Below are 19,598 nucleotides of genomic sequence, written 5' to 3'. Positions count from 1 at the left end.
GGATGCGTCGGCTTCCCCTCGCCATGTTCGCGCTGCCGCTGGCCCTGGCGGCCGCGCCCTCTTCTCCAGCCCGAGCCGCCCCGGCGCCCGCCCCGGTCGCGCGTCCCTGGGCGATCGCCGACGTCGCCCAGGCGCCCGAGGTCGTCAGCCTGGCCCTGTCGGCCGACGGCCGCGAGGCGCTTTATGTCGTGCGTCGCGGGGACCTGGCGACGAACGAAAAGGTCTCCCGCCTGCGGCTTGTGGACCTGGAGACCGGTCAAGGCCGCGATCTGCTCAAGGCCCGCTGGATCAGCGATGTCCGCCTTCAGCCAGGCAGCCAGCGATGGATGCTGCTGGCCGACGTGGGCGCCGGAACCCAGCTTTACATCCTTGATCGCGCCGGGCGCCTGGAGCCCCTGATCGTCAGCCCCTCGGTCGATCAGGTTGGCGGCGCCATGGAGCGGCTTCGCCCCGTCGGCGTCTCGGCCTATGGCCCGCTGAGCGAGGGGGCGGGCTTTTGGTACGAGCAGCGCTCGGCGCCAGACCCCGAAGCCGTGGTGGTCAATCCGCAGTTCTCGCCGCTGCTGCGGATCTATGGGTCGGGCCAACTGCAGTTGCGCCTCCGCTTGGCGGACGGCCAGGACGCCTTGGTCGATCAGATCTCGGCGCCGGACGGTCTGTTCGCCAACCCCATCTGGGATCAGGGTTCAAGGTCCCTGACCTACAGTCGGCTCCTGTGGAAGGAGGGTGTTTGGTCAACCTGGCGATGGTCGAATGGCGAGAAGGCCCAGCGGACAAGCGCCTCGGAGATCGACCGTCTCTACAGCATCCCCCTGGGGCTCGACGGCGGCGAGTTCGTGACCGTCGGCTATGGCGACGCCATGCGGCTGGTGGAAAAGACCCCGGACGGCCGTCAGGTCGACTATGGCCCGATGAACGTCGTGCTGAACGTCTATTGGTCCTCAGGCGTCTTTGTCGCGCCGGATAAAAAGACGGCCCTGGTCGGCTACCTTGATCGACAAACCGGACGCGCGGGGCTCTTGCGGGTTCACCGCGGCGGCCGCGTGGAACGGATCACCGCCGATGGCAGCCTGACGGGATGCGCGGTCGATCAGACCTTCACCAAAGCCGCCTGCATCCTGCAATCGCGGGAAAGGCCGCCCGTCCTGGTGAGGCTCAATCCGGCGACCGGCCAGATCACGCCCGTCGACCACCTAGCGCCCGATCTGGAGGCGATCTCACCGCTGAAAAGCTCGGCGCGGGTCTGGACGACGCGCGACGGCTTCAAGGCTTCGGGATTTGTCGTCTATCCGCGCGACTATCGTCCGGGCGTTCGCTATCCAACCATCCTTGTCACCCACGGCGGCGATGGCCTCGATCGCTTCGCCGACGCGGCTTTCCAGTGGCAGTATCCCGTCCAGGTCCTGGCCGAGCGCGGCTATCTGGTGGTGGCGGTCAATGATCCCTCGCGGCGCGAGAGCGAGGCGATCGACCAGGCCTACAAGCAATGGTCGGGCTCGAGCGGCCCCCATGACAAGGCGCGGCTCAGAGACCTCCTCTGGCTGAGCTCCACCCATGCGTTCGAGGACGCGATAGAGGCGCTCGCCAAGGAGGGTCTGGTGGATCTTGGCCGTGTCGGGATCGCCGGCTACAGCCGCGGTTCCCAGGTCACCAACGTGACCATGACCCAATCCAAGCTCTTCAAGGCCGCGTCCAGCGGCGACGGCGGCTATCTCGAGCCCGCCGGCTACTTCTGGGTGGAGCCCTACAAGATCATCTTCGGCGGCTCGCCCTACGACCCCGCCGCCGCGCCGAACTATCAGCAACTCTCGCCGACCTTCCGCGCCGGCCAGGCGGCGGGTCCGATCCTGCAGCAGGTCGCCGACAGTCGGGCGCCCTTTATCCAGCTTCACGTGGCTTTGCGCGAGGTGGGCGTGCCCTCGGAAACCGTGGTCTATCCCGACGAGAGCCACATCTTCGCCAAGCCCAGCAATCGGGAGCGGGCCATGGCGGAAAATATCGCCTGGTTCGACTTCTGGCTGCGCGACATCACCCAGTCGGCGTTCATATCGCCAGAACAGGCAGAGCGTTGGGGGATGTTGAAGGCGACTTGGGAAGCGAAACGCGCTGCCGAAACCCGTCAGCCAAAGTGAGGACGAACTAACCCTAACGGCGCTCCGCTCTCGGCCGGTCACGTCGATAACCTTGGTGACCGGCTAGCGCCAAGAGCTGCCGCTGGCGCATCGCCAGAAACTGGACGCTCAACCGCCCCGACTATCCCACCGGCAACCAGCCTCAGCGCACCTGAGACGCGCCGAGAATTGGCCGGTTGGACGACAACATTAGACTTTAGGGATGCGCCTCCACCGTCCTTGACAAGGGTAGGTCGCGCGACGAGCCGCCCACCCGCACGCGGCGCGGCCCTGGCGGCTGGCGCCAGGCTTTGGCCTGCGGCGACCAATAGGACAGCGCGCGCCGCTCGACCTTTACGTGGATCTCGCGGCTCTCGCCGGCGCGCAGGGTCACACGCTGGAACCCGGCCAGGATGCGCGGGGCGAAGGTCAGGCCCTCCGGAGGCGCGGTGGGTCCATCGATATAGACCTGGGCCACCTCGGCGCCGTCCGCCGGACCGGCGTTGCGCAGGGTGAAGGCCACGTCCAACCCGTCAGCTGCCGGCGTGACCTTCAGCTCGCCATACTGGAATCGCGTGTACGAAAGGCCGTAACCGAACGGGAACAGCGGCTTAGCGCCAAGGGCGTCGTACCAGCGGTAGCCGACCAGCACGCCCTCGGAATAGGTCTGATGGCCATCGATGCCGGGGAAGCGCTCGGGTTGGGCGACGGCGGTTTGGCTATCGCTGGCCGGGAAGGTCACCGGCAGTCGGCCCGACGGATTGGCCTTGCCGGTCAGGAGGTCGGCGGTCGCCTCCCCGCCCCGCTGGCCGGGATACCACATCTGCAGCACCGCCTTGACCTGACCCAGCCACGGCATCAGCACCGGCGCGCCGGTGTTGAGCACGACCACAGTGTTGGGGTTGGCGCGGGCCACCGCCTCGATCAGTTCGTCCTGGCGATAGGGCAAGGCCAGCGAGCGGTTGTCCTCGCCCTCGGTGCCTTCGACATGGGCGAAGACGATGGCGACCGGCGCGGCCTTGGCGGCCGCCGCGGCGGCGTCCAGCAGCTGGCGGCGCAGGGCCGGCGTCGTCCAGGCCAGGCGCAGGCGCAGCGGTTCGACAGCCGAGGCTTTGACGCTCAGCTTCAGCCGGTGACGCACGCCGGCCTCCAGATGCACGACCTGGCCCTGGTTGAGCAGGCCGTCCGAGGTCTTAATCAGGCGCGCGCCGCCAAACAGCCGGCCGCCCTCGATGATGCGTTTGCCGTCCAGCTCGACATCGGCCATGCCGCGATCAGCCTCGGCCAGGGCCAGACCCCCGACCGGCGTGAACTGCAACATCAGCTCGTAGTCGCCGGTTTCGGGGACCGTAATCCAGCCCTCCCAGCTGGCCGACTGGCTCTTGTCGAGACTGGCCGCGCCGATGAACGGACCCGTAGCGCCCGCCAGGCCCGGACCCGAGTCGGAACCGAGCGCCGTCGCCGCAATGGGCTCGCCCTCCAAGCGCAGGCCCTCGGCGAAGACCAGCGGCGCGCCGGCTTGCGCGCCCAAGGCCTCGTAGGGATTGTCCAGAGCCGTCGGCTTGACCTCGGCGCTGCCGCCGCCGCCATACAGGGCGCGCTTGGCGGTCGGGCCGATGACGGCGACCTTCTGCAGGGTCGCCGCGCTCAGCGGCAGGACGCCGCCGTCGTTCTTCAGCAGCACCGCGCCTTCAAGAGCGATCTCCAGCGCCAAGTCGGCATGGGCCTTGCGTTGGGCGCCGTCCTCGAACGGGCGCTGGACGGCTTCGCCCAGCATGCCGATGCGGTTCATCTGGGTCAGGATGCGACGCACCGAGCGGTCGATGTCCGCCTCGGTCAGTTCGCCCTTGGCCACGGCGTCCTTGAGGGCTTCACCCAGGAACTTGCCGCGCGGCATCTCCATGTCGAGGCCCGCCTTCACCGAGGGCGCGGCGCTGTGCGTGGCGCCCCAGTCGGACATCACGAAGCCGCCATAGCCCCACTCCTGGCGCAGCACCTTTTCCAGCAGGAACGGGTTCTCGCAGGCGGCCAGGCCGCCGACCTTGTTATAGGCGCACATCACCGCCCCCACGCCGGCGTCGACCGCGGCCTGGAACGGCGGGAACTCGATTTCGCGCAAAGTCCGCTCGTCGACCTGGACGTCGATGGTCTTGCGGTCGGTCTCCTGGTTGTTGGCCGCGAAGTGCTTGACGGTGGCGATCACCCCGCCGCCCTGCAATCCCGCCACACTGGCCGCCACCAGTCGCGAAGCCAGCAGCGGATCCTCACCGAAGGTCTCGAAGTTGCGCCCCGCCGTGGGCACGCGGACATTGTTGGTCATCGGGGCCAGCAGCACGTGCTGGTCGCGGGCCAGGGCCTCGCTGGCCACCGCCGCGCCCCAGGCCTTGGCCAGGTCCGGCGAGAAGGTCGACGTCAGAGCCACGGGCGCGGGAAACGCCGTCGCCGTCCGCGAGGTCCGCACGCCGGCCGGACCATCGGCCAGCCGCAGCGGCGGAATGTTCAGCCGCGCGACGCCGGGAATATAACCGCCGCCGGCCAGGTGCTCCGGATCGTCCTGGCCATGCAGAAAGCCGATCTTCTCGTCCAGGGTCATGCGCCCGATCAGGGCCTCGACCTTGGCGCTGTTCGCCAGGGCCGCCGGGGCCGCCGTCAAGGTCCAGGCGAGGACGGCCATGCTGGCGGCCTTGGTCGGGAAACGCGAACGGGAGGGCATGCGGATCAGTCTCCAGCCGAACGAAAAATCGCCCGGGCCGACCAGCGGCCCAGGCGCAAGGGGGGAAGCGCTATGGGAAGGATCAGAACTTGGCGTCGAGGCGCACCCCGGCGTAGCGACGTGCGTCGCGGCCGTACCAGCCGGCCAGCGCCGCCTTGTTGCCCCAGCGGCCGCCGACGTCGGAGATGTTCGACAGATAGAGCTTGTCGCCGACATTGTTGACGAAGGCGGTGACCGACCAGCTCTGGTCCGGACGCCCCACCGAAGCCGACAGATTGACGATGGCATAGCCGTCCTGGGTGGCCAGCGGGTTCTTGTTCGGATCGAAGTTGATCTTGCTCTGATAGTTGACGACGCCGCCCAAGGTCAGCTCCAGGTCGCTGAACAGATCAAAGCGCTGCTCGGCCCCGGCATTGAATTTGAAACGCGGCGAGTTCGACAGGCGCGCGCCCGACAGGTTCTGGAAGCTGGCGCCGTTCAAGGTGGTGCAGCCGGTAGCCGCCGTCTGGCCCGAATAGCAGGTCGCGCCGACGAAGCTGTCATACTTGGCGTCGACATAGGCCAGCGAGCCGTTCAGCGTCAGGCTGTGGGTCGGGCGGACCGTGGTGTCCAGCTCGACGCCGCGCGTGCTGGCCTTGCCCGCATTGGTCAGCTGGAAGGTCGGCACGGTGGTGGTCGGGTCGACCGCCTGGACCTGGAAGTTCTTGTAGGTCGTATAGAAGGTCGCCAGGCTGAGGCTGACGCGGCGATCGAAATAGTCGCCCTTCAGGCCGCCCTCGAAATTGTCGACCTGCTCCTTGTTGACCGGGTTGAAGGTGTTGGTCGCCGTGACCGTGGCGTCGAGGTTGTAGACCTTGGGCTTGTAGCCCCGCGAATAGGTCACATAGACGTTGGCCCGCGCGCCGATGTCCTGCTTCAGGGTGACGTCGCCGACCACCGTGTTGAAGCTGTCCGAGCCCTTGCGGGTGAACGGCGTCGTGTTGCTGGCCGGGGTGGTGTTGTACTGCAGGTTATAGACGTAGCCGATCTTGTCGCGGTTGTAGCGTAGCCCGGTGATCAGGGTCGTACTGTCGGTCAGCTTGAAGTCTGCGCGGACATAGGCCGCGTAGCTCTTGTTGTTGGCCTCGCGATAGGCGCCCAGGGGAATGGGCGTGCCGAAGGCCGGACGGTCGAACTGGAAGCCGGTCTTGCTGTGGTCGTAATAGAGGCCGGCCAGCACGCGACCGAAGCTCAGATCGTGCGAGGCGACGCGGAATTCCTGGCTGAAGCCGTCGAGCTTGAGCTGCGAGCGCTGGATATTGTTCCAGGAATAGGTCCCGCCCGACAGGCGCGAGGCCCAGTCGATCTTCTGGCCATAGACGTCGTAGCGCAGGTCGCGATCCTCGTGCGACTTGGCGGTGATCGAGCTGAAGATGAAGTCGCCGACCTCGTAGTTCACCACGGCGCTATAGAGCTGGTCCTTGGTGTGCTGACCCGGCGTGGTGATGGTGTTGTAGTCGGTGTTGCTGCGGCTGGGCGTGACGCCGACCAGGGCCTCGCTCTGGGCGAAGGAGCCGCGGAAGCGGGCCGTCGGGTCGATCTGCACGAAGGCCTGGAACTGGCCGATGTCGCGCGCGTCGACATAGTTGGCCGACAGGGTGACGTCCAAGCCGTCCTTGGGCTTGAACAGCAGCTTGCCGCGCACGCCGGCCGCCTTGGAGACGTCGTTGTCGCCGGTGGCCAGGTTGCGGGTCACGAACTCGGTGCGATTGCGGAAACCCGACAGCGAGAAGCCGACGGCGTCGCTGATCGGGCCCGCCACGAAGGCTTGGGCGCGCACTTCGCTATCGGTCGTGGCGCTGATCGAGGCGCGGCCTTCGAACACGTTGCTGGGCTTGCGGGTGACGATGTTGATCACGCCGATCGAGGCGGTGCGGCCGCCCAGGGTCGACTGCGGGCCGCGCAGCACCTCGGCGCTGGCGATGTCGGTCAGCTGGCGGGCGGCCAGCGATTCCGGGGCCAGGGTCACGCCGTCCAGCATCACGGCCACGCCGCTGGGCGAGCCGACGGTGATCACGTTCGTGCTGACCCCACGTAGGGTGTAGAAGGGCCGCAGCGTCGTGGTCGCCGGCGAGGCCACCAGCGACGGCACAGCCTTGCCCAGATCATCCAGGGTCGCCACGCCGGCCGCTTCCAGCTGCTTGGGCGCCACGACGGCCACGGACACGGGCGTGTCGCGCAGGTTTTCCGTCCGCTTCTGAGCCGTGACCACGACCTCGCCGATCTGATTATCCGGCGTGGCCGGGGGGGCCGCCGCCTCTTGGGCGTAGGCGCTGCTGGCGGCGAGACCGACGATCAGCGCTTGAAGACCGGCGACCGAACACAAGACGGTTCTGTGCTTCATGGTTCCTCTCCTGGGGAGTGCTTTTATGGGTGGGGCGCGGGTCGGCCGACGGGCCGGCGAGCGCTAGGGACGGACGTTCACCAAGACCCGGCGATAGCGCGTGATCGCGGGCGCGCCGGAGTCGCGGACTTCGAGAATGACTTGGTAGGTGGTGGGCTCGACCACGGTCGGGACCACGAAGCGGGCCTGCGGCTGATCGGCGTCGACCACGTCCAGCTTCGGCGGCGACAGGCCCGGCCGCCCGCTGACCTCGGCATATTGCCACCAGCGATAGGTCAGGGCGTCGCCGTCCGGGTCCTTGGACCCCAGCGCGCTCAGCTTGATCGTCTCGCCAGCCTTGGCGCCCAGCACTGCCGGGGCGTCGCCGGGGATGCCGTTCAGCACCAGCGCGGGGGCGTGGTTGGCCTTGGTCCGGTCGGACGTCAGGGTCCAACCGATCCGGGCGGCAAAGTCGTTCTGGAAAGCCGCGCGCCAGCGGAACACCGTCGCCTGGTTGCTGGTCCAGCTCGCGCCGCCCTCGCCCGTCACCGTGTCTTGGGTGTCGCCATACTGGACCCCGCCTTCGTAGGTCGGGACGTAGCGACCGCCCCAGCCGCCGTATTCAGGATGCGCGGGGACGTTCAGGCCGTTGGGGATCAGCCACAGGAAGGCCGGGGTGTCGCCTTCCATGATGAACAGGTGCGGCGGATAGAGCGCGCCCAGCGGGCCACGGCGGACGTTGGTCTCTAGCCAGGCGTTGGTGACCATCTCAGCCGCCGGCCATTTGACCGGTCGGCGCACGTCGCCGGAAATGCCGGTCCAGGTCGCCATGCCGTATTGGCTCCAGCCATGCACGCTGGCGACCCAGAAGAGGTCCGGAAACTGCTGGCGCAGCCAGGCGCCGGCGTCGTCCTGGTCGGAGATCGAATAGACCCGCAGCTTGGCGACGAAGGCCTTCAGTTGCTCGGGCGTGCGGGTGGCGCGAACCGTCGACAGGGCCTGGGCCAGGTCCAGCGCGCCGCCCCAAACCGACACATAGACCGGCCGGGGATCGGGGCGGTCGACGGCCTCGATGATCAGGCGCGAGCCGTCCGTATCCAGCCCCTTGCCGACGCCCCGCATGCCGTAGGCGCTGCTGCCCGAGCGGACCAGCGCGTCCAACTTGGCGGCGTCGGGATAGCCTTCCGCATGCTGGCGAAGATTGGGCAGGACCTGGCCATAGGCCGCGATCCGCGCATGCATCATCTGGGGCTGGACCTTGTCGCGCTGCCAGGTCGAGGTCGTGGCGATCAGGCCTTCGAGATCCAGGTCGTTGGCGTATAGCAGCAGGCGGACCAGGGACTCGGAATCGTCGGGCTCATTGCCGATGTCGGACAGGACGATGACCCGCGGCTTCTCGGCCGCCTGACCGGTCGCGCCAGCAGCCAAGGCGCCCAGCCCAGCGATCGCGACCAACCACAGTCGAGCTTGACGCTTCATCGACCTCCCCTTTCGCGAAACCCGGTTCGATCACCGGACTTTTTCATTCACTTTCGAATTTCTTCGAATTTGACAGAAGACCTAGCCATGCTTCGAAGCCATGTCAATCAACCACAGCGATCCGGGTTATCCGCAGAGCGGAAATTCGACAATTCTACTTCAAAATCATATGTTTATGGGATCGAAAGGAGGGTGCCGCCTCGCTTCCGACCGCCTTCACGGCAGGGTCGAAATTCGAAGGCTTTCAACGGGTCAGCCTGGACGCCGCCAGCACGCTGAATCCAACGGACTCCAAAACGCGATCCCTACATCGGATTTTATCATGAGAAATGAATTTGACTATAGGCAACAAGCCAATCAACCTTGGCCGGCGCATAATCCCCCGCCGTCGCGAGACGGATCGCGCGCCTAGCAGCCAACGGCGGGACCCTTTCCAAGCGCGGAGGAGACGTGATGGCAGGCATGCAGTCGGAGCCCGGCGCCGGGATCGATCCCGTTCGGTTCGGCCCCTTCCAGGTCGGCATCGCCGCCCTATGCGCCCTGGTCGCCATGCTGGACGGTTTCGACACCCAGTCGATCGCCTATGTCGCGCCGCGCATAGCCGAGGACTGGCATTTGGCGCCGTCGGCCTTCGGTCCGATCTTCGGCGCGGGCCTGCTGGGCCTGACCATCGGCGCCTTCGTGCTGAGCTCGGCCGCCGACCGGTTCGGTCGCAAGATCATCATCCTGCTGTCGGTCGCGATCTTCGGGATCTTCGCCCTGCTGACCGCGCGCGTCAGGACGATGGACGAGCTGCTGGCCTTAAGGGTCCTGACCGGGATCGGCCTGGGCGGGGCCATGCCCAACATCATCGCCCTGACCAACGAGTACGCGCCCGCGCGCTATAAGGCGACGCTGGTGACGGTGATGTTCTGCGGCTTCCCGCTGGGCTCGACGATCGGCGGCCTGGTCACAGCGCCCTTGATCGCCGACCACGGCTGGACGTGGGTGTTCCTGCTGGGCGGCGCCATGCCGCTGGCGCTGCTGCCCGTGCTGGCGTGGCTATTGCCGGAGTCGGCGCGTTTCCTGGCCCTGCGCCCCGGACAGGAGCCGCGCATCGCGGCCATCCTGCGCAAGGCCTCGCCGGAGCTGTCGGTCGAGGCCTTCGTCGCCTCGGTGCGGGCCGAAAGCCAGGGCAGCCAGACCCCGCGCTTCCCGGTCGCCGCCCTGTTCGCCGAGGGCCGCGCCGGGCGGACCATCTTGGTCTGGACGGCATTCTTCATGAACCTTCTCGTCATGTACTTCCTGGTCAACTGGCTGCCGTCGCTGCTGAAGAGCCTGGGCCTGCCCCTGAAGACGGCGATCCTGTCGACCGCCCTGCTGAACCTGGGCGGGGTGGTGGGCGGTGTCGTGCTGGGCCGGCTGATCGACCGCCGCGATCCCTATCTGATCCTCAGTGCGGCCTATTTCGCCGCCGCGCTGTTCATCGCCGTCATCGCCCTGGCCGGCCCCAACACCGCCCTGCTGCTGGCGGCGGCCACGGCCTGCGGGTTCGGGGTGTCGGGCGCGCAGATCGGCCTGAACGCGGTGACCGCCAACGCCTATCCGACCGCGATCCGCTCGACGGGCATCGGCTGGGCGCTGGGCGTTGGGCGGATCGGCTCGATCCTGGGCCCGACCATCGGCGGCGCCCTGCTGGCCCTGGGCTGGACGCCGCAGAGCCTGCTGCTAACCGCCATCGCGCCGGCGCTGGTCGCGGCCCTGGCGGTGTTCGCGCTGCGCCGGACCTGACCCCGCCTAGGAGGCGCGGCGATAGCCGGGCAGCGCCACCGGATCAGTCGCGCAGCGGCGGCCCGACCGTGATCGCGCAGTCGCTGAGACCCGCGACCGAGACCACGACCGCCTCGCCCTCGACCACCGCCCCGACGCCCGCCGGGGTGCCGGTATAGATCAGATCGCCCGGCTCCAGCCGATAGAAGCGCGAGACATAGGCGATCACGTCGGCGACCGGCCAGATCAGCTCGGTCAGGTCGGCGTCCTGCCGGACCTCGCCGTTCACCGTCAGCATGATGCGGCCCGCCTCCGGATGGCCGACCTCATCGACCGGATGGATCAGACCCAGCGGCGAGGACTGTTCGACGTTCTTTCCGGTGTCCCAGGGACGGCCCTTCTCGCGGGCTTCCAACTGCAGGTCGCGACGGGTCATGTCCAGGCCCGTGGCGTAGCCATAGACGTGGTCCAGCGCCTCGCCCGCGGCGATGTCGCGACCGCCCTTGCCGATCGCCACGACCAGCTCGGCCTCATAGTGGAAGTTGGCCGTCTCGGACGGATAGGCCACCGTCGCGCCGGTCGGCACGACCGTCTCGGCCCACTTGGTGAAGAAGAACGGCGCCTCGCGGTCGGGATCGCGGCCCATCTCGCGGGCGTGGGCAGCGTAGTTGCGGCCGATGCAGAAGACCCGGCGGACCGGGAAGCCATCGCCCGCGCTGGTCGCGGCGATCGTGGGCGCTTGGGGTTCGAACACCAGGGTCACGCGCATTGTTCCTTGTACAGATTGAGCTTTTCCTGGGCCGCCTTGTCGGAATAGCCGAACAGCACCAGGTCGTCGGCCGCGCCCAGGCGCAGCTCATGCCAGGACGGCACGACCAGGACGTCGCGCGGCTTCAGCGCGATCTCGCGCCCCTCGACCATCGCCCAACCCCTTCCCTCGACCACGACGAACACCGTGCCGTCGGTCGCGCGGCGGGCGCGGGTCTCGAAGCCCGCCGGCAGCAGGCGCACATGGGCGGCGATGGTCGGCATGACCGGACCGCCGTCGGCCGGGTTGAGGAATTCCAGGGCGTGGCCCAGGTGCGGATCGATGTCCGCGCCGACCGCCAGGGCCGCGAGCGCGGGACGCCAGTCAGAATAGGGATAGTGGAACAGCGGCTGATGGGCCGGCCGCCGATCGGCCGCCGAGCCGCGCAACGGTCGCAGGTTGCGGCCATACCTCGCGAGCGTGTCGCCAGCCGGCGCGGTCTCCGGATGGGCCTTCTCGGGATAGCCCTCGGCGAAGCCGGCGTCGAAATGGCGGACGGTCGGGATGTCCAGGCCGTCCAGCCAGATCATCGGCTGGTCGGTCGGATTGCCGTGGTCGTGCCATTGCCAGCTGGGCGTCAGCACCAGATCGAACGGCCGCATGATCGCCTTTTCGCCGTCCAGCGCGGTGAAGGCGCCCTCGCCTTCCAGCACGAAGCGCAGCGCGCACTGGGCGTGGCGGTGAGCCGGCGCGACCTCGCCCGGCAGGATCAACTGCAAGCCCGCATAGAGGCTGGGAATGATCGCCGACTGCCCCTGCAGGCCGGGGTTTTCCAGGATCAGCACCCGCCGCTCGGCCTGCTCGGCGCTGATCAGATCGCCCGCCCGCATCAGGTAGTCGCGCGCCTGATCGTACGACCAAAGATGAACCTTGGCCGGCGATTGGGGTTGCTTGGGCACCAGCTGGGCCAGCGCCTCCCACAGCGGCGTCAGGTGCTCCGGCGCCATCTCGGCATACAGCGCTTCGAGCTGGGCGCGCTGGTCGTTGGGGAGGGTCATCACGCATCCTTCATCGCCCACATCGCGAGACATGGCGCAGATACGTTTTTGACACTACGCAATCACTTGCGCAATGTAGAATTACCTCAGGCGAACCAGCCCAGCTGGGCGCTGACCTCGCGGCACAGCCCCTTCAGCTCGCCCAGCGCCTCCTCGTGACGGCCGCCGGCAAACGCCTCGGGCAGCAGCGCCGTCGCGGTCAGCACCGCCCGCCCTTGCAGGTCGAAGATCGGAAAGGCGGTGGCGCGCAGCCCCGGCACCATCGTGCCTTCGACATGGGCGTGGCCCTGCGCGCGCACAGCCAGGCGCAGAGCCTCGGCCTGGGCGCGGGTCATGGGGCCGCTCGCCAGCTCACGCTCCAGCAGATGCTCGGTCTCGATCGGCGGCGTGAACGCCAGGAACGCCTGCCCCGTCGCCGAATAGAGCAGCGGCAGCACCGAGCCGACATTGAACGAGGTCATCACCGCCGGCCGGCCCATGTTCCAGCGGACGATGGTCGGTCCCAAGGGCCCCAGGGCGGCGATCTGCACCGTCTGGCCGGTCCGCTGGGTGAACTCGCCGATCGCCGCGTCGACCAGCCGGAAGGCGTCGATCCGCGACAGCGCCGCCATGCCCAGCTTCAGCGCCTTGGGACCCAGGTCATAGCGGCCGGTGGCCGGGTCCTGGTGGGCCATGCCGGCGATGATCAGACTCTGCAGATAGCGGTGTACCTGGGGCGGAGCCATGCCGCTGGCCTGGGCGATCGCGCTCAGCGTCGAGGCCTGCCCCAGCCCGGCCAGGGCTTCCAGGATGCCCAGCCCGATCTCGACGGACTGGATGCCTCGGCGCCGCGCGGGGGACTCGGCGTCGGCCTCGTCGGTCATGGTCTTCTCCGGAAATGGCTCGGGCGGCGAGCCCGCCAGCCGCCTCTCATGGAGAGGAGGCGACTCGCGGACGTCGCGTTCAACTCAAACCATAGCCTAGAGAGGCTCTAGGCGCCGCCGAACAGGGCCGCGCGCGCGATATCCAGGGCCGCCACCGCGTCCTGACGCGCCTGAGCGGCCTTCAGCCCCTCGACGTCCAGGCGATCCAACGCCGCCTCGATGCGTTTCAAGAAGCGGATGGCGCTATTGGCGGCGGCCACGCAGTCCTCGCGGAACGGGAACTGGTCCAGCTGCCAGACGCCGTCCCAGCCGTTCTTGCGCAGAGTCCAGAAGAACTCGAACAGCTCGATCGGGTGCACCGAGCCGGCGATCAGGTCGTCGTCCCAGCCGCGCATGTTGTCGTTGACGTCCATGCCAAACAGGCGGCCGTGGTCGATGGCCAGCTGGGCGGCGTCGGCGGGCGACTCCCCGCCGTACAGCGAGTGGCCGAAGTCCAGCAGGATCCCGACATTGGGCGCGCCCATGCGCTCGATCGCCAGCAGGGTGCGGGCCACCGAGTCGTAGCTCATGTGCACGCGCGGCTCGCGCGGCTTGTACTCGATCACGAACTTCAGGTCGGGGTTCTGAGCGGCCAGCTCGGCCACGCCCTCGACCGAGGCCGTCCACAGCGCCTTGTGGTCGACCTGGAACGGATAGTCCCAGCCGTCCTGTCCCGGCCACAGCTTGACGTAGTCAGCGCCGAAGTGACGGACCATCTTGGCCGCCTCGTTGCACATCTCGTTGGCTAGGCGCCGCACGCCCGGATCGGGATTGGTGAAGGCGCCCTTGACGAAGCGGCGGGTATAGATCTCGGGCGTGATGCCGATGACGCTGAGGCCGTTGCGGCCTAGCGCCTGCTCGATCGCCGACAGCGAGACGTCCTTGCCCACGAAGGGGAAGTTGATGTCGACCACCGACAGGTCCTCGACCTGGCCGGCCAGGTCGATCATCTCCAAGAGGTCGCGCTGAGGGCCATACCCGTCGGTGGCGTAGCGGTCGACATAGGTCGCAAAATGCCAGATGCCGGCGCCGTATCGTTGCTTGGCGGTCATGGGGGAGGCTCTCGATTTTGAAGGCTTGAAAGAGGCTAGCGCTGGGCCAGCGCGAAGTTGTTCAGGCGCGGGGCGTTGGCGCGGTCGACCAAGAAGCAGTCCATCAAGAGCTTCTCGCGCTCGCCTGTCTTGCCGGTCTTCAGGTAGCGGTCGGCCAGCTCGACGGCGTACTGGGCCTGGCGCAGCGCCGGCTGCAGCACGGTCGCGCGCATCTTGCCCGCCGCGATGGCGTCGCGGGCGTCGTTGGAGCCGTCAAAGCCGACCACGATCACGTCCCGTCGCCCAGCGCTTTCCAATGCTGCGCTCGCGCCCAGGGCCATGGTGTCGTTGCCGGCGATCACGCCCTTCAGGGTCGGATGGGCCTGCAGGATCGACTGCATGACCGAGAAGGCCTGGGCCTGGTCCCAGTTGGCGCTCTGGCGCGAAACCATCTTCAGGTCGGGATACTGGTCAAGGACATCGTGGAAGCCGCGCGAGCGGATCGAGGCGTTGGTGTCAGACTCCTTGCCGACCAGCTCGGCATAGTCGCCCTTCTCGCCCAGCGCCTCGGCGAAGGCCTGCCCGCCCAGGGCCGCGCCCTGATAGTTGTTGGAAACGATCTGCACCGCCGCCGCGCCGCGGCTGGAGATCTCGCGGTCGATCAGGAACACCGGCACGCCGGCCGCCTTGGCCCGCAGCACGGCCGCGACGCTGGCGTCGGCGCCGGCATTGTCCAGAATGATCGCCGAGGCGTTGCGAGCGATCGCGGTGTCGATCAGCTGGCTCTGCTTGAAGGCGTCGTCATCGTGGGAGAACTTCAGGGTGCGATAGCCCAGGGCCTGGGCGCGCGCCTCGGCGCCGATGGCCTCCTGGCCGAAGAACGGATTGTCGAGCGAGGGCGTGATGATCACGATCAGGCTGGAGCGGCCGGCGCGGGGGGCCAGCAGGACGACCGCCGCCACCGCGACGACGATCACCGCCAGAGCGGCGAGCCAGAGACGTGGACGCCCAAGCTTCATGCGATGATGACCTCTATGCCGGCGTCGAGGAACGCACGGTGGTCCTCGTCGCGAATGCCGCTGTCGGTGATCAGGCAGTGGATGTTTTCGATCCCGCCCAGCGACGAGAAGGAGGTCTTGCCGATCTTGGTGGAGTCCGCCGCCAGGTAGATCTTCGACGCCGACTTGATCATCGCGCGCTTGACGGCGATGTCGGCGATGGCGGGGAAGGTCAGGCCGGCCTCGAACGAGACTGCGGCCGTGGCCAGGAACAGTTTCTGGGCGAACAGCCCCTCGAAATAGTCGGCCGAGCGCTCGCCCGACAGCGACAGGGTCGGGGCCTTGAACTGCCCGCCCGGCATATGGACGGTATAGGTCGGGATCGCCCCCAGGATCAGGGCGATGTTCAGGGCGTTGGTGACGACGTTCAGGCCTTCGCGGTCGCCCAGGTTCATAGCGATCTCGGTGATGGTCGAGCCGGCGTCCATGATGATGGTCTCATGGTCTCCGACCAGAGCGGCGGCGGCTTGGCCAATCCGCTTCTTGGCCTCCATGTTGACCAGGTGATGCAGCGCCATGGCGCGCACCTGCTGGGGCGCAGATTTCAGGTACGCCCCGCCGTGCTCGCGCACGATGTGGCCGTCGGCTTCCAGGCGCTCCAGGTCCTGGCGGACCGTCACCTCGGACACCGCGAAGGCCTCGGCCAGGTCGCGCACGCGGGCGCTGCCGACTTCCTGGAACCAGGCCAGCATCTTCATGCGGCGCGGCTCGCCAAGCAGCGAACTGGCGCCGACCGCGATGCCACCGACCTTGGACTTGGCGCGCGGCGGCTTGGCGACCGCGATCGTCTTGCCGCGTGCAGTCTTGGTTTCGCTCTTGGTGGAGGTGCCCTTGGCCATATCCGCTCTCAGTCTCGCGCGCCGATGATCCGGCCCTGCAACTGATCGAGTACAACGGCCGTGACGATTACCGTACCCTTGATCACCATTTGCCAGAACTCACTGACGCCGATCATCACCATCCCATCGCCCAGGACGCCGATCACGCAGGCGCCGATGATGGTTCCGCCGATCGTTCCGCGCCCACCGCTTAAGGACGCCCCGCCCAAAACGACCGCCGCGATGGCGCTGAGCTCGAAGGTTTCGCCCGAGGCCGGGTGGGCCGCGACCAGGTCGGAGGCGACGATCAGGCCGACCAGGGCCGCGCACATGCCCGAGATCACATAGACCAGCGTCTTGATCCGCCCGACTCGCACCCCCGACAGCAGCGCCGCCCGCTCGCTGCCGCCGACGGCGTAGACCCGACGGCCGAACGGCGTGTTGACCGCGACCCAGGCGGCGACCGCGGCCAGGACGATCATGATCAGCACCGGGACCGGGATTCCCGCCAGTCGCCCCGCGCCCAGCAGCGGAAAGCCCTCGTTGCCGTAGTCGGCGCTGCCGGTCAGGTTCGGGAAGGTCGCGCCGTTCGAGCACAGCAGGGCCGCGCCCCGCGCGACGTACAGAACCCCCAGGGTGGCGATGAAAGGCGCGACGCCGAAGCGCGTGATCAGCGTCCCGTTCAGCAGGCCGATCAGACCGCCGATCGCCACCACGATGCCGATCACCGCCAGGGTCGAGGGATAGATCACCACGCCCAGCGGCCCGGCCGTGACGCCATTCAGGATCAGCGCGCCGCCGATCATGCCCGCCAGGCCCGCGATCGAACCGACGGAGAGATCGATGCCGCCAGTCAGGATCACATAGGTCATGCCGATCCCCAGGATGGCGATCGTGGCGATGTGCTTGGCGGTGATCAGGAAGCTGGCCACCGACAGGAAGTTCGGCGCCAGGACCGAGAAGAAGGCGGTGACCAGCGCGAGCGCGATCAGCGCGCGCGCCTTGAACAGCAGCGCGACCCAGGCCGGCGTGGGCGGCTTGGCGAGCAGTGCAACGGGATCGGAAGCCAGAGACGTCATGCGGACCTTCAGTGCGCGAGCGCGGCGCGTGAAGCGCGCCCGGCGGATGGGGAAACGGCCGCGCCATTGGCGGCCCGGACCAACAGGCCCTCGTTGGCCTCGGCGGCCGGCAGGTCGGCGGTCAGCCGGCCCTTCGACAGCACCAAGATCCGGTCGGCGATCGACAGCGCCTCCAGCATGTCGGAGGTGGTGAACACCACGGCCAGCCCCTCACCGGCCAGGGCGCGCATGGCGGCGAACACCTCGGCGCGGGCGCCGATGTCGATACCGCGCGTCGGCTCGTCCAGCAGCAGGGCGACGGGATCGCGCAGCAGGCAGCGGCCGATGACGACCTTCTGCTGATTGCCGCCCGACAGCGCCCCGATCGGGGTCTTGGCCGACGGGGTCTTCACGCCCAGCCGCGCGATCATCGCGTCGACCGAGCGGTCCTCCACAGCCTTGGCGATGAAGCCCCGCCGCGCGAAACGGGGCAGGCTGGAAAGGCCCAGATTGCCGCCGACCGAGAGGTTCTGGAACAGGCCCTCGCGCTGGCGATCCTCGGGGACCATCAGCAGGCGTCGGGCCACGCGGTCGGCGGCGGAAAGGCGCTCGATCGCCTCGCCCTGCAGCCGCACGCCGCCTTCGCCGCGCCGCAAACCGAAGGCGTATTCGAAGAGCTCGGTCCGCCCCGCGCCCAGCAGGCCGTAGATCGCCACGACCTCGCCCGCCCGAAACGCCGCCGACACCGTATCGACCAGACGCGCACCGTCGCCGCGTCGGACGATCACGTCCTCCAGGGCCAGCACGATCTCACCACCTTCGCGTGGCGCGCCGCCAACAGGCGCGGCGGCCGCTTCGCCCAGCATGGTCTCAACGATCCAGGGGACCGAAGCCTCCGCGATCGGCACGGACGCCACGACGGCGCCGTCGCGCATCACCGTGATGTGGTCGCCGATCCGCATCAGCTCTTCCAGCCGGTGGGAGATGTAGACGATGCCGACGCCCTGGCGCTTCAACTCGCCGATCACCGCAAACAGGTGCACGACCTCTTCTTCGCTGAGGGCCGAGGTCGGTTCATCCAGGATCAGCACCCGGACGTCCTCGACCAGCACTCGGGCGATCTCGACGATCTGCTGCTGGCCGATGCTGAGCGCCGAGACGCGGGTGTCGGCGGTGAAGGTCGCGCCCAGCCGGGCCAGGGCTTCATCGGCGCGGCGACGCTCGGCGGCATGGTCGATCACCCCGCCCCGGCCGAGATTGCGGCCCAGGAAGATGTTCTCAACCACCGTGAGGTTGGCGCAGAGGTTCAGCTCCTGAAAGACAATGCCCACGCCCTGCCGGGCGGCGTCGCGCACCGAACGGAGCTTGGTCGGAAAGCCGTCCAGCAGGATCTCGCCACTGTCAGGCTGCTCGACGCCGGCCAACAGGCGCATCAGGGTCGACTTGCCGGCCCCGTTCTCGCCGATCAGCACATTGACCGCCCCGCCGCGCACGTCGAAGTCGACGCCGCGCAGGGCCGCCGTGGCGCCATACGACTTGGCGACGGTCCGCGCGCTGAGAAGGATCGGCTGGACGATCACGACGCGACCTTGCTCACCGAGATCGGCGTGACGAAGACGGGCTGCCCCGCCGCCGGCAGATTGAACGCGCCGACGAACTGGACCCGATCGCCGGGGCGCAGTCCGTCCAGCGCCGGCTTGGTCCGCGACAACGCGGTCGTGGTCAGGGCCCGACCGACATCGGCATAGGCCAGCTGATCCGAAAAATCGTCGAAGGCGATGAACGGCAGGGCGTCGCGCAGGGCCGTTCCGACCACCACGGGCCCGGTCTCCAGCCGCACGACCTGAGAACCGACCGACACCACGACCGTGCGGCGGCGCGAGCTGTCGTCCACGGCGTCGACGACACCCTCGCCCGAGACCACGAACGTCCAGGCCCCGCCTTCGCTGGCGCGGCGGCCCAGCCGGGCGCCGGCCTCGTCGGCATTGGCGTCGATCGCGACGAACAGGTCCTTGGCCGGCGTCGCGCGGTGTTGAAGTTCAGGCAGCGCCTGGGCGTCCCAGATCTTGGCGACATAGGCGTCGGCGTTGAAGTTGAGACTGCGCTTGGCGCGGATCGCCTGGTCCTGCGCGATGGTCACGACCTTGCAGCCGCTCAGCGTCACGGCGCTGGCCAGCAGGACGGCCTGGAGGGCGACTGTCATGCCGCGCTGTCGCAAACCGATCCGCCTCACGCTTCACTCCCTGCTCGACGGTTTCGTCGAATGGTTTTCGTTTATTTTCTTTTCGAAGGCCAACATGCCCAGCCGACTCGGCGCTGTCAAACCGGTCTCGGCAATTTTCCCGGAAAACATGACGTAAGGCTTGCGACCAAGTGACGACATTCGAAGATAATCGAAAGTTTCTCTTGTCTGGTCACAACGGTGCGGATACTCCACCCTCATGTTAGGGAGAGCGGATTGGTGAAAGCCCTGGACGCAAGGCGAGGCGACGAACGCGTCGAGCGCGTTCG

At 67.9% G+C, this 19,598-nt stretch carries 15 protein-coding genes; 3 read left to right on the top strand and 12 right to left on the bottom strand.

Features of this window, described 5'->3' with window-relative positions:
* Positions 1-2: 2 nt before the first annotated feature.
* Positions 3-2,132: a prolyl oligopeptidase family serine peptidase gene (locus EIK80_RS14180; RefSeq protein ID WP_125157647.1), complete on the top strand. Its 2,130-nt coding sequence runs from the start codon at positions 3-5 to the stop codon at positions 2,130-2,132.
* Positions 2,133-2,328: 196 nt separating this feature from the next.
* Here the strand turns inward: EIK80_RS14180 and EIK80_RS14175 are convergent, their stop codons facing one another.
* The 3 genes from EIK80_RS14175 to EIK80_RS14165 all read right to left on the bottom strand — a co-directional run bounded on the left by EIK80_RS14175 (position 2,329) and on the right by EIK80_RS14165 (position 8,665).
* Complete coding sequence (locus EIK80_RS14175) at positions 2,329-4,824, bottom strand: glycoside hydrolase family 3 C-terminal domain-containing protein (RefSeq protein WP_158624690.1); 2,496 nt, start codon at positions 4,822-4,824, stop codon at positions 2,329-2,331.
* 82 nt (positions 4,825-4,906) lie between these two features.
* On the bottom strand, positions 4,907-7,207 hold the full coding sequence (locus tag EIK80_RS14170) for a TonB-dependent receptor (RefSeq protein WP_125157645.1): 2,301 nt from the start codon (positions 7,205-7,207) through the stop codon (positions 4,907-4,909).
* 63 nt (positions 7,208-7,270) lie between these two features.
* Positions 7,271-8,665 carry a DUF1593 domain-containing protein gene (locus tag EIK80_RS14165; RefSeq protein WP_125157644.1) on the bottom strand — a complete coding sequence of 465 codons (1,395 nt, stop codon included), beginning with the start codon at positions 8,663-8,665 and terminating at the stop codon, positions 7,271-7,273.
* Between the two features lie 462 nt (positions 8,666-9,127).
* Between EIK80_RS14165 and EIK80_RS14160 the strand changes: the two genes are divergently transcribed.
* Positions 9,128-10,435 carry an MFS transporter gene (locus tag EIK80_RS14160; protein WP_199743481.1) on the top strand — a complete coding sequence of 436 codons (1,308 nt, stop codon included), beginning with the start codon at positions 9,128-9,130 and terminating at the stop codon, positions 10,433-10,435.
* Positions 10,436-10,478: 43 nt separating this feature from the next.
* On the opposite strand, the gene EIK80_RS14155 is transcribed toward EIK80_RS14160, so the two are convergent.
* The 9 genes from EIK80_RS14155 to EIK80_RS14115 form a co-directional block, all read right to left on the bottom strand.
* Positions 10,479-11,177, bottom strand: a complete 699-nt coding sequence (locus EIK80_RS14155) for a fumarylacetoacetate hydrolase family protein (protein ID WP_125157642.1) — start codon at positions 11,175-11,177, stop codon at positions 10,479-10,481.
* Entirely contained in the window at positions 11,174-12,220 is a 1,047-nt protein-coding gene (gene gtdA, locus EIK80_RS14150) for a gentisate 1,2-dioxygenase (RefSeq protein ID WP_125157641.1), read from the bottom strand. The genes EIK80_RS14155 and gtdA overlap by 4 nt, the downstream gene beginning before the upstream one ends.
* An 86-nt stretch (positions 12,221-12,306) precedes the next feature.
* A complete protein-coding gene (locus EIK80_RS14145; protein ID WP_125157640.1) occupies positions 12,307-13,083 on the bottom strand; it encodes an IclR family transcriptional regulator in 777 nt (258 codons plus the stop codon).
* A 107-nt stretch (positions 13,084-13,190) separates the two neighbouring features.
* Positions 13,191-14,174, bottom strand: a complete 984-nt coding sequence (locus EIK80_RS14140) for a sugar phosphate isomerase/epimerase (protein WP_125157639.1) — start codon at positions 14,172-14,174, stop codon at positions 13,191-13,193.
* Between the two features lie 35 nt (positions 14,175-14,209).
* Complete coding sequence (locus tag EIK80_RS14135; RefSeq protein ID WP_125157638.1) at positions 14,210-15,172, bottom strand: D-ribose ABC transporter substrate-binding protein; 963 nt, start codon at positions 15,170-15,172, stop codon at positions 14,210-14,212.
* Positions 15,169-16,050, bottom strand: a complete 882-nt coding sequence (locus EIK80_RS14130) for a DeoR/GlpR family DNA-binding transcription regulator (RefSeq protein ID WP_199743479.1) — start codon at positions 16,048-16,050, stop codon at positions 15,169-15,171. The genes EIK80_RS14135 and EIK80_RS14130 overlap by 4 nt, the downstream gene beginning before the upstream one ends.
* 8 nt (positions 16,051-16,058) lie before the next feature.
* Complete coding sequence (locus EIK80_RS14125) at positions 16,059-17,108, bottom strand: ABC transporter permease (protein ID WP_125157637.1); 1,050 nt, start codon at positions 17,106-17,108, stop codon at positions 16,059-16,061.
* A gap of 8 nt (positions 17,109-17,116) precedes the next feature.
* Positions 17,117-18,667, bottom strand: a complete 1,551-nt coding sequence (locus EIK80_RS14120) for a sugar ABC transporter ATP-binding protein (protein ID WP_199743478.1) — start codon at positions 18,665-18,667, stop codon at positions 17,117-17,119.
* Complete coding sequence (locus EIK80_RS14115) at positions 18,664-19,290, bottom strand: DUF2291 family protein (protein ID WP_125157636.1); 627 nt, start codon at positions 19,288-19,290, stop codon at positions 18,664-18,666. Before EIK80_RS14115 ends, EIK80_RS14120 begins: the two co-directional genes overlap by 4 nt.
* On the opposite strand from EIK80_RS14115, the gene EIK80_RS26125 reads away from it, so the two are divergent.
* Positions 19,289-19,447 (top strand): hypothetical protein, encoded by a 159-nt coding sequence (locus tag EIK80_RS26125; RefSeq protein ID WP_158624689.1) that lies wholly within the window; start codon positions 19,289-19,291, stop codon positions 19,445-19,447. The two genes, EIK80_RS14115 and EIK80_RS26125, sit on opposite strands and share 2 nt — an antisense overlap.
* Positions 19,448-19,598 lie beyond the last annotated feature (151 nt).

Source organism: Caulobacter sp. 602-1, assembly GCF_003931565.1.
Lineage (GTDB): Bacteria > Pseudomonadota > Alphaproteobacteria > Caulobacterales > Caulobacteraceae > Caulobacter.
Note: the sequence above shows the minus strand (reverse complement) of the source record. Positions and strands in the feature narration are given on the sequence as shown.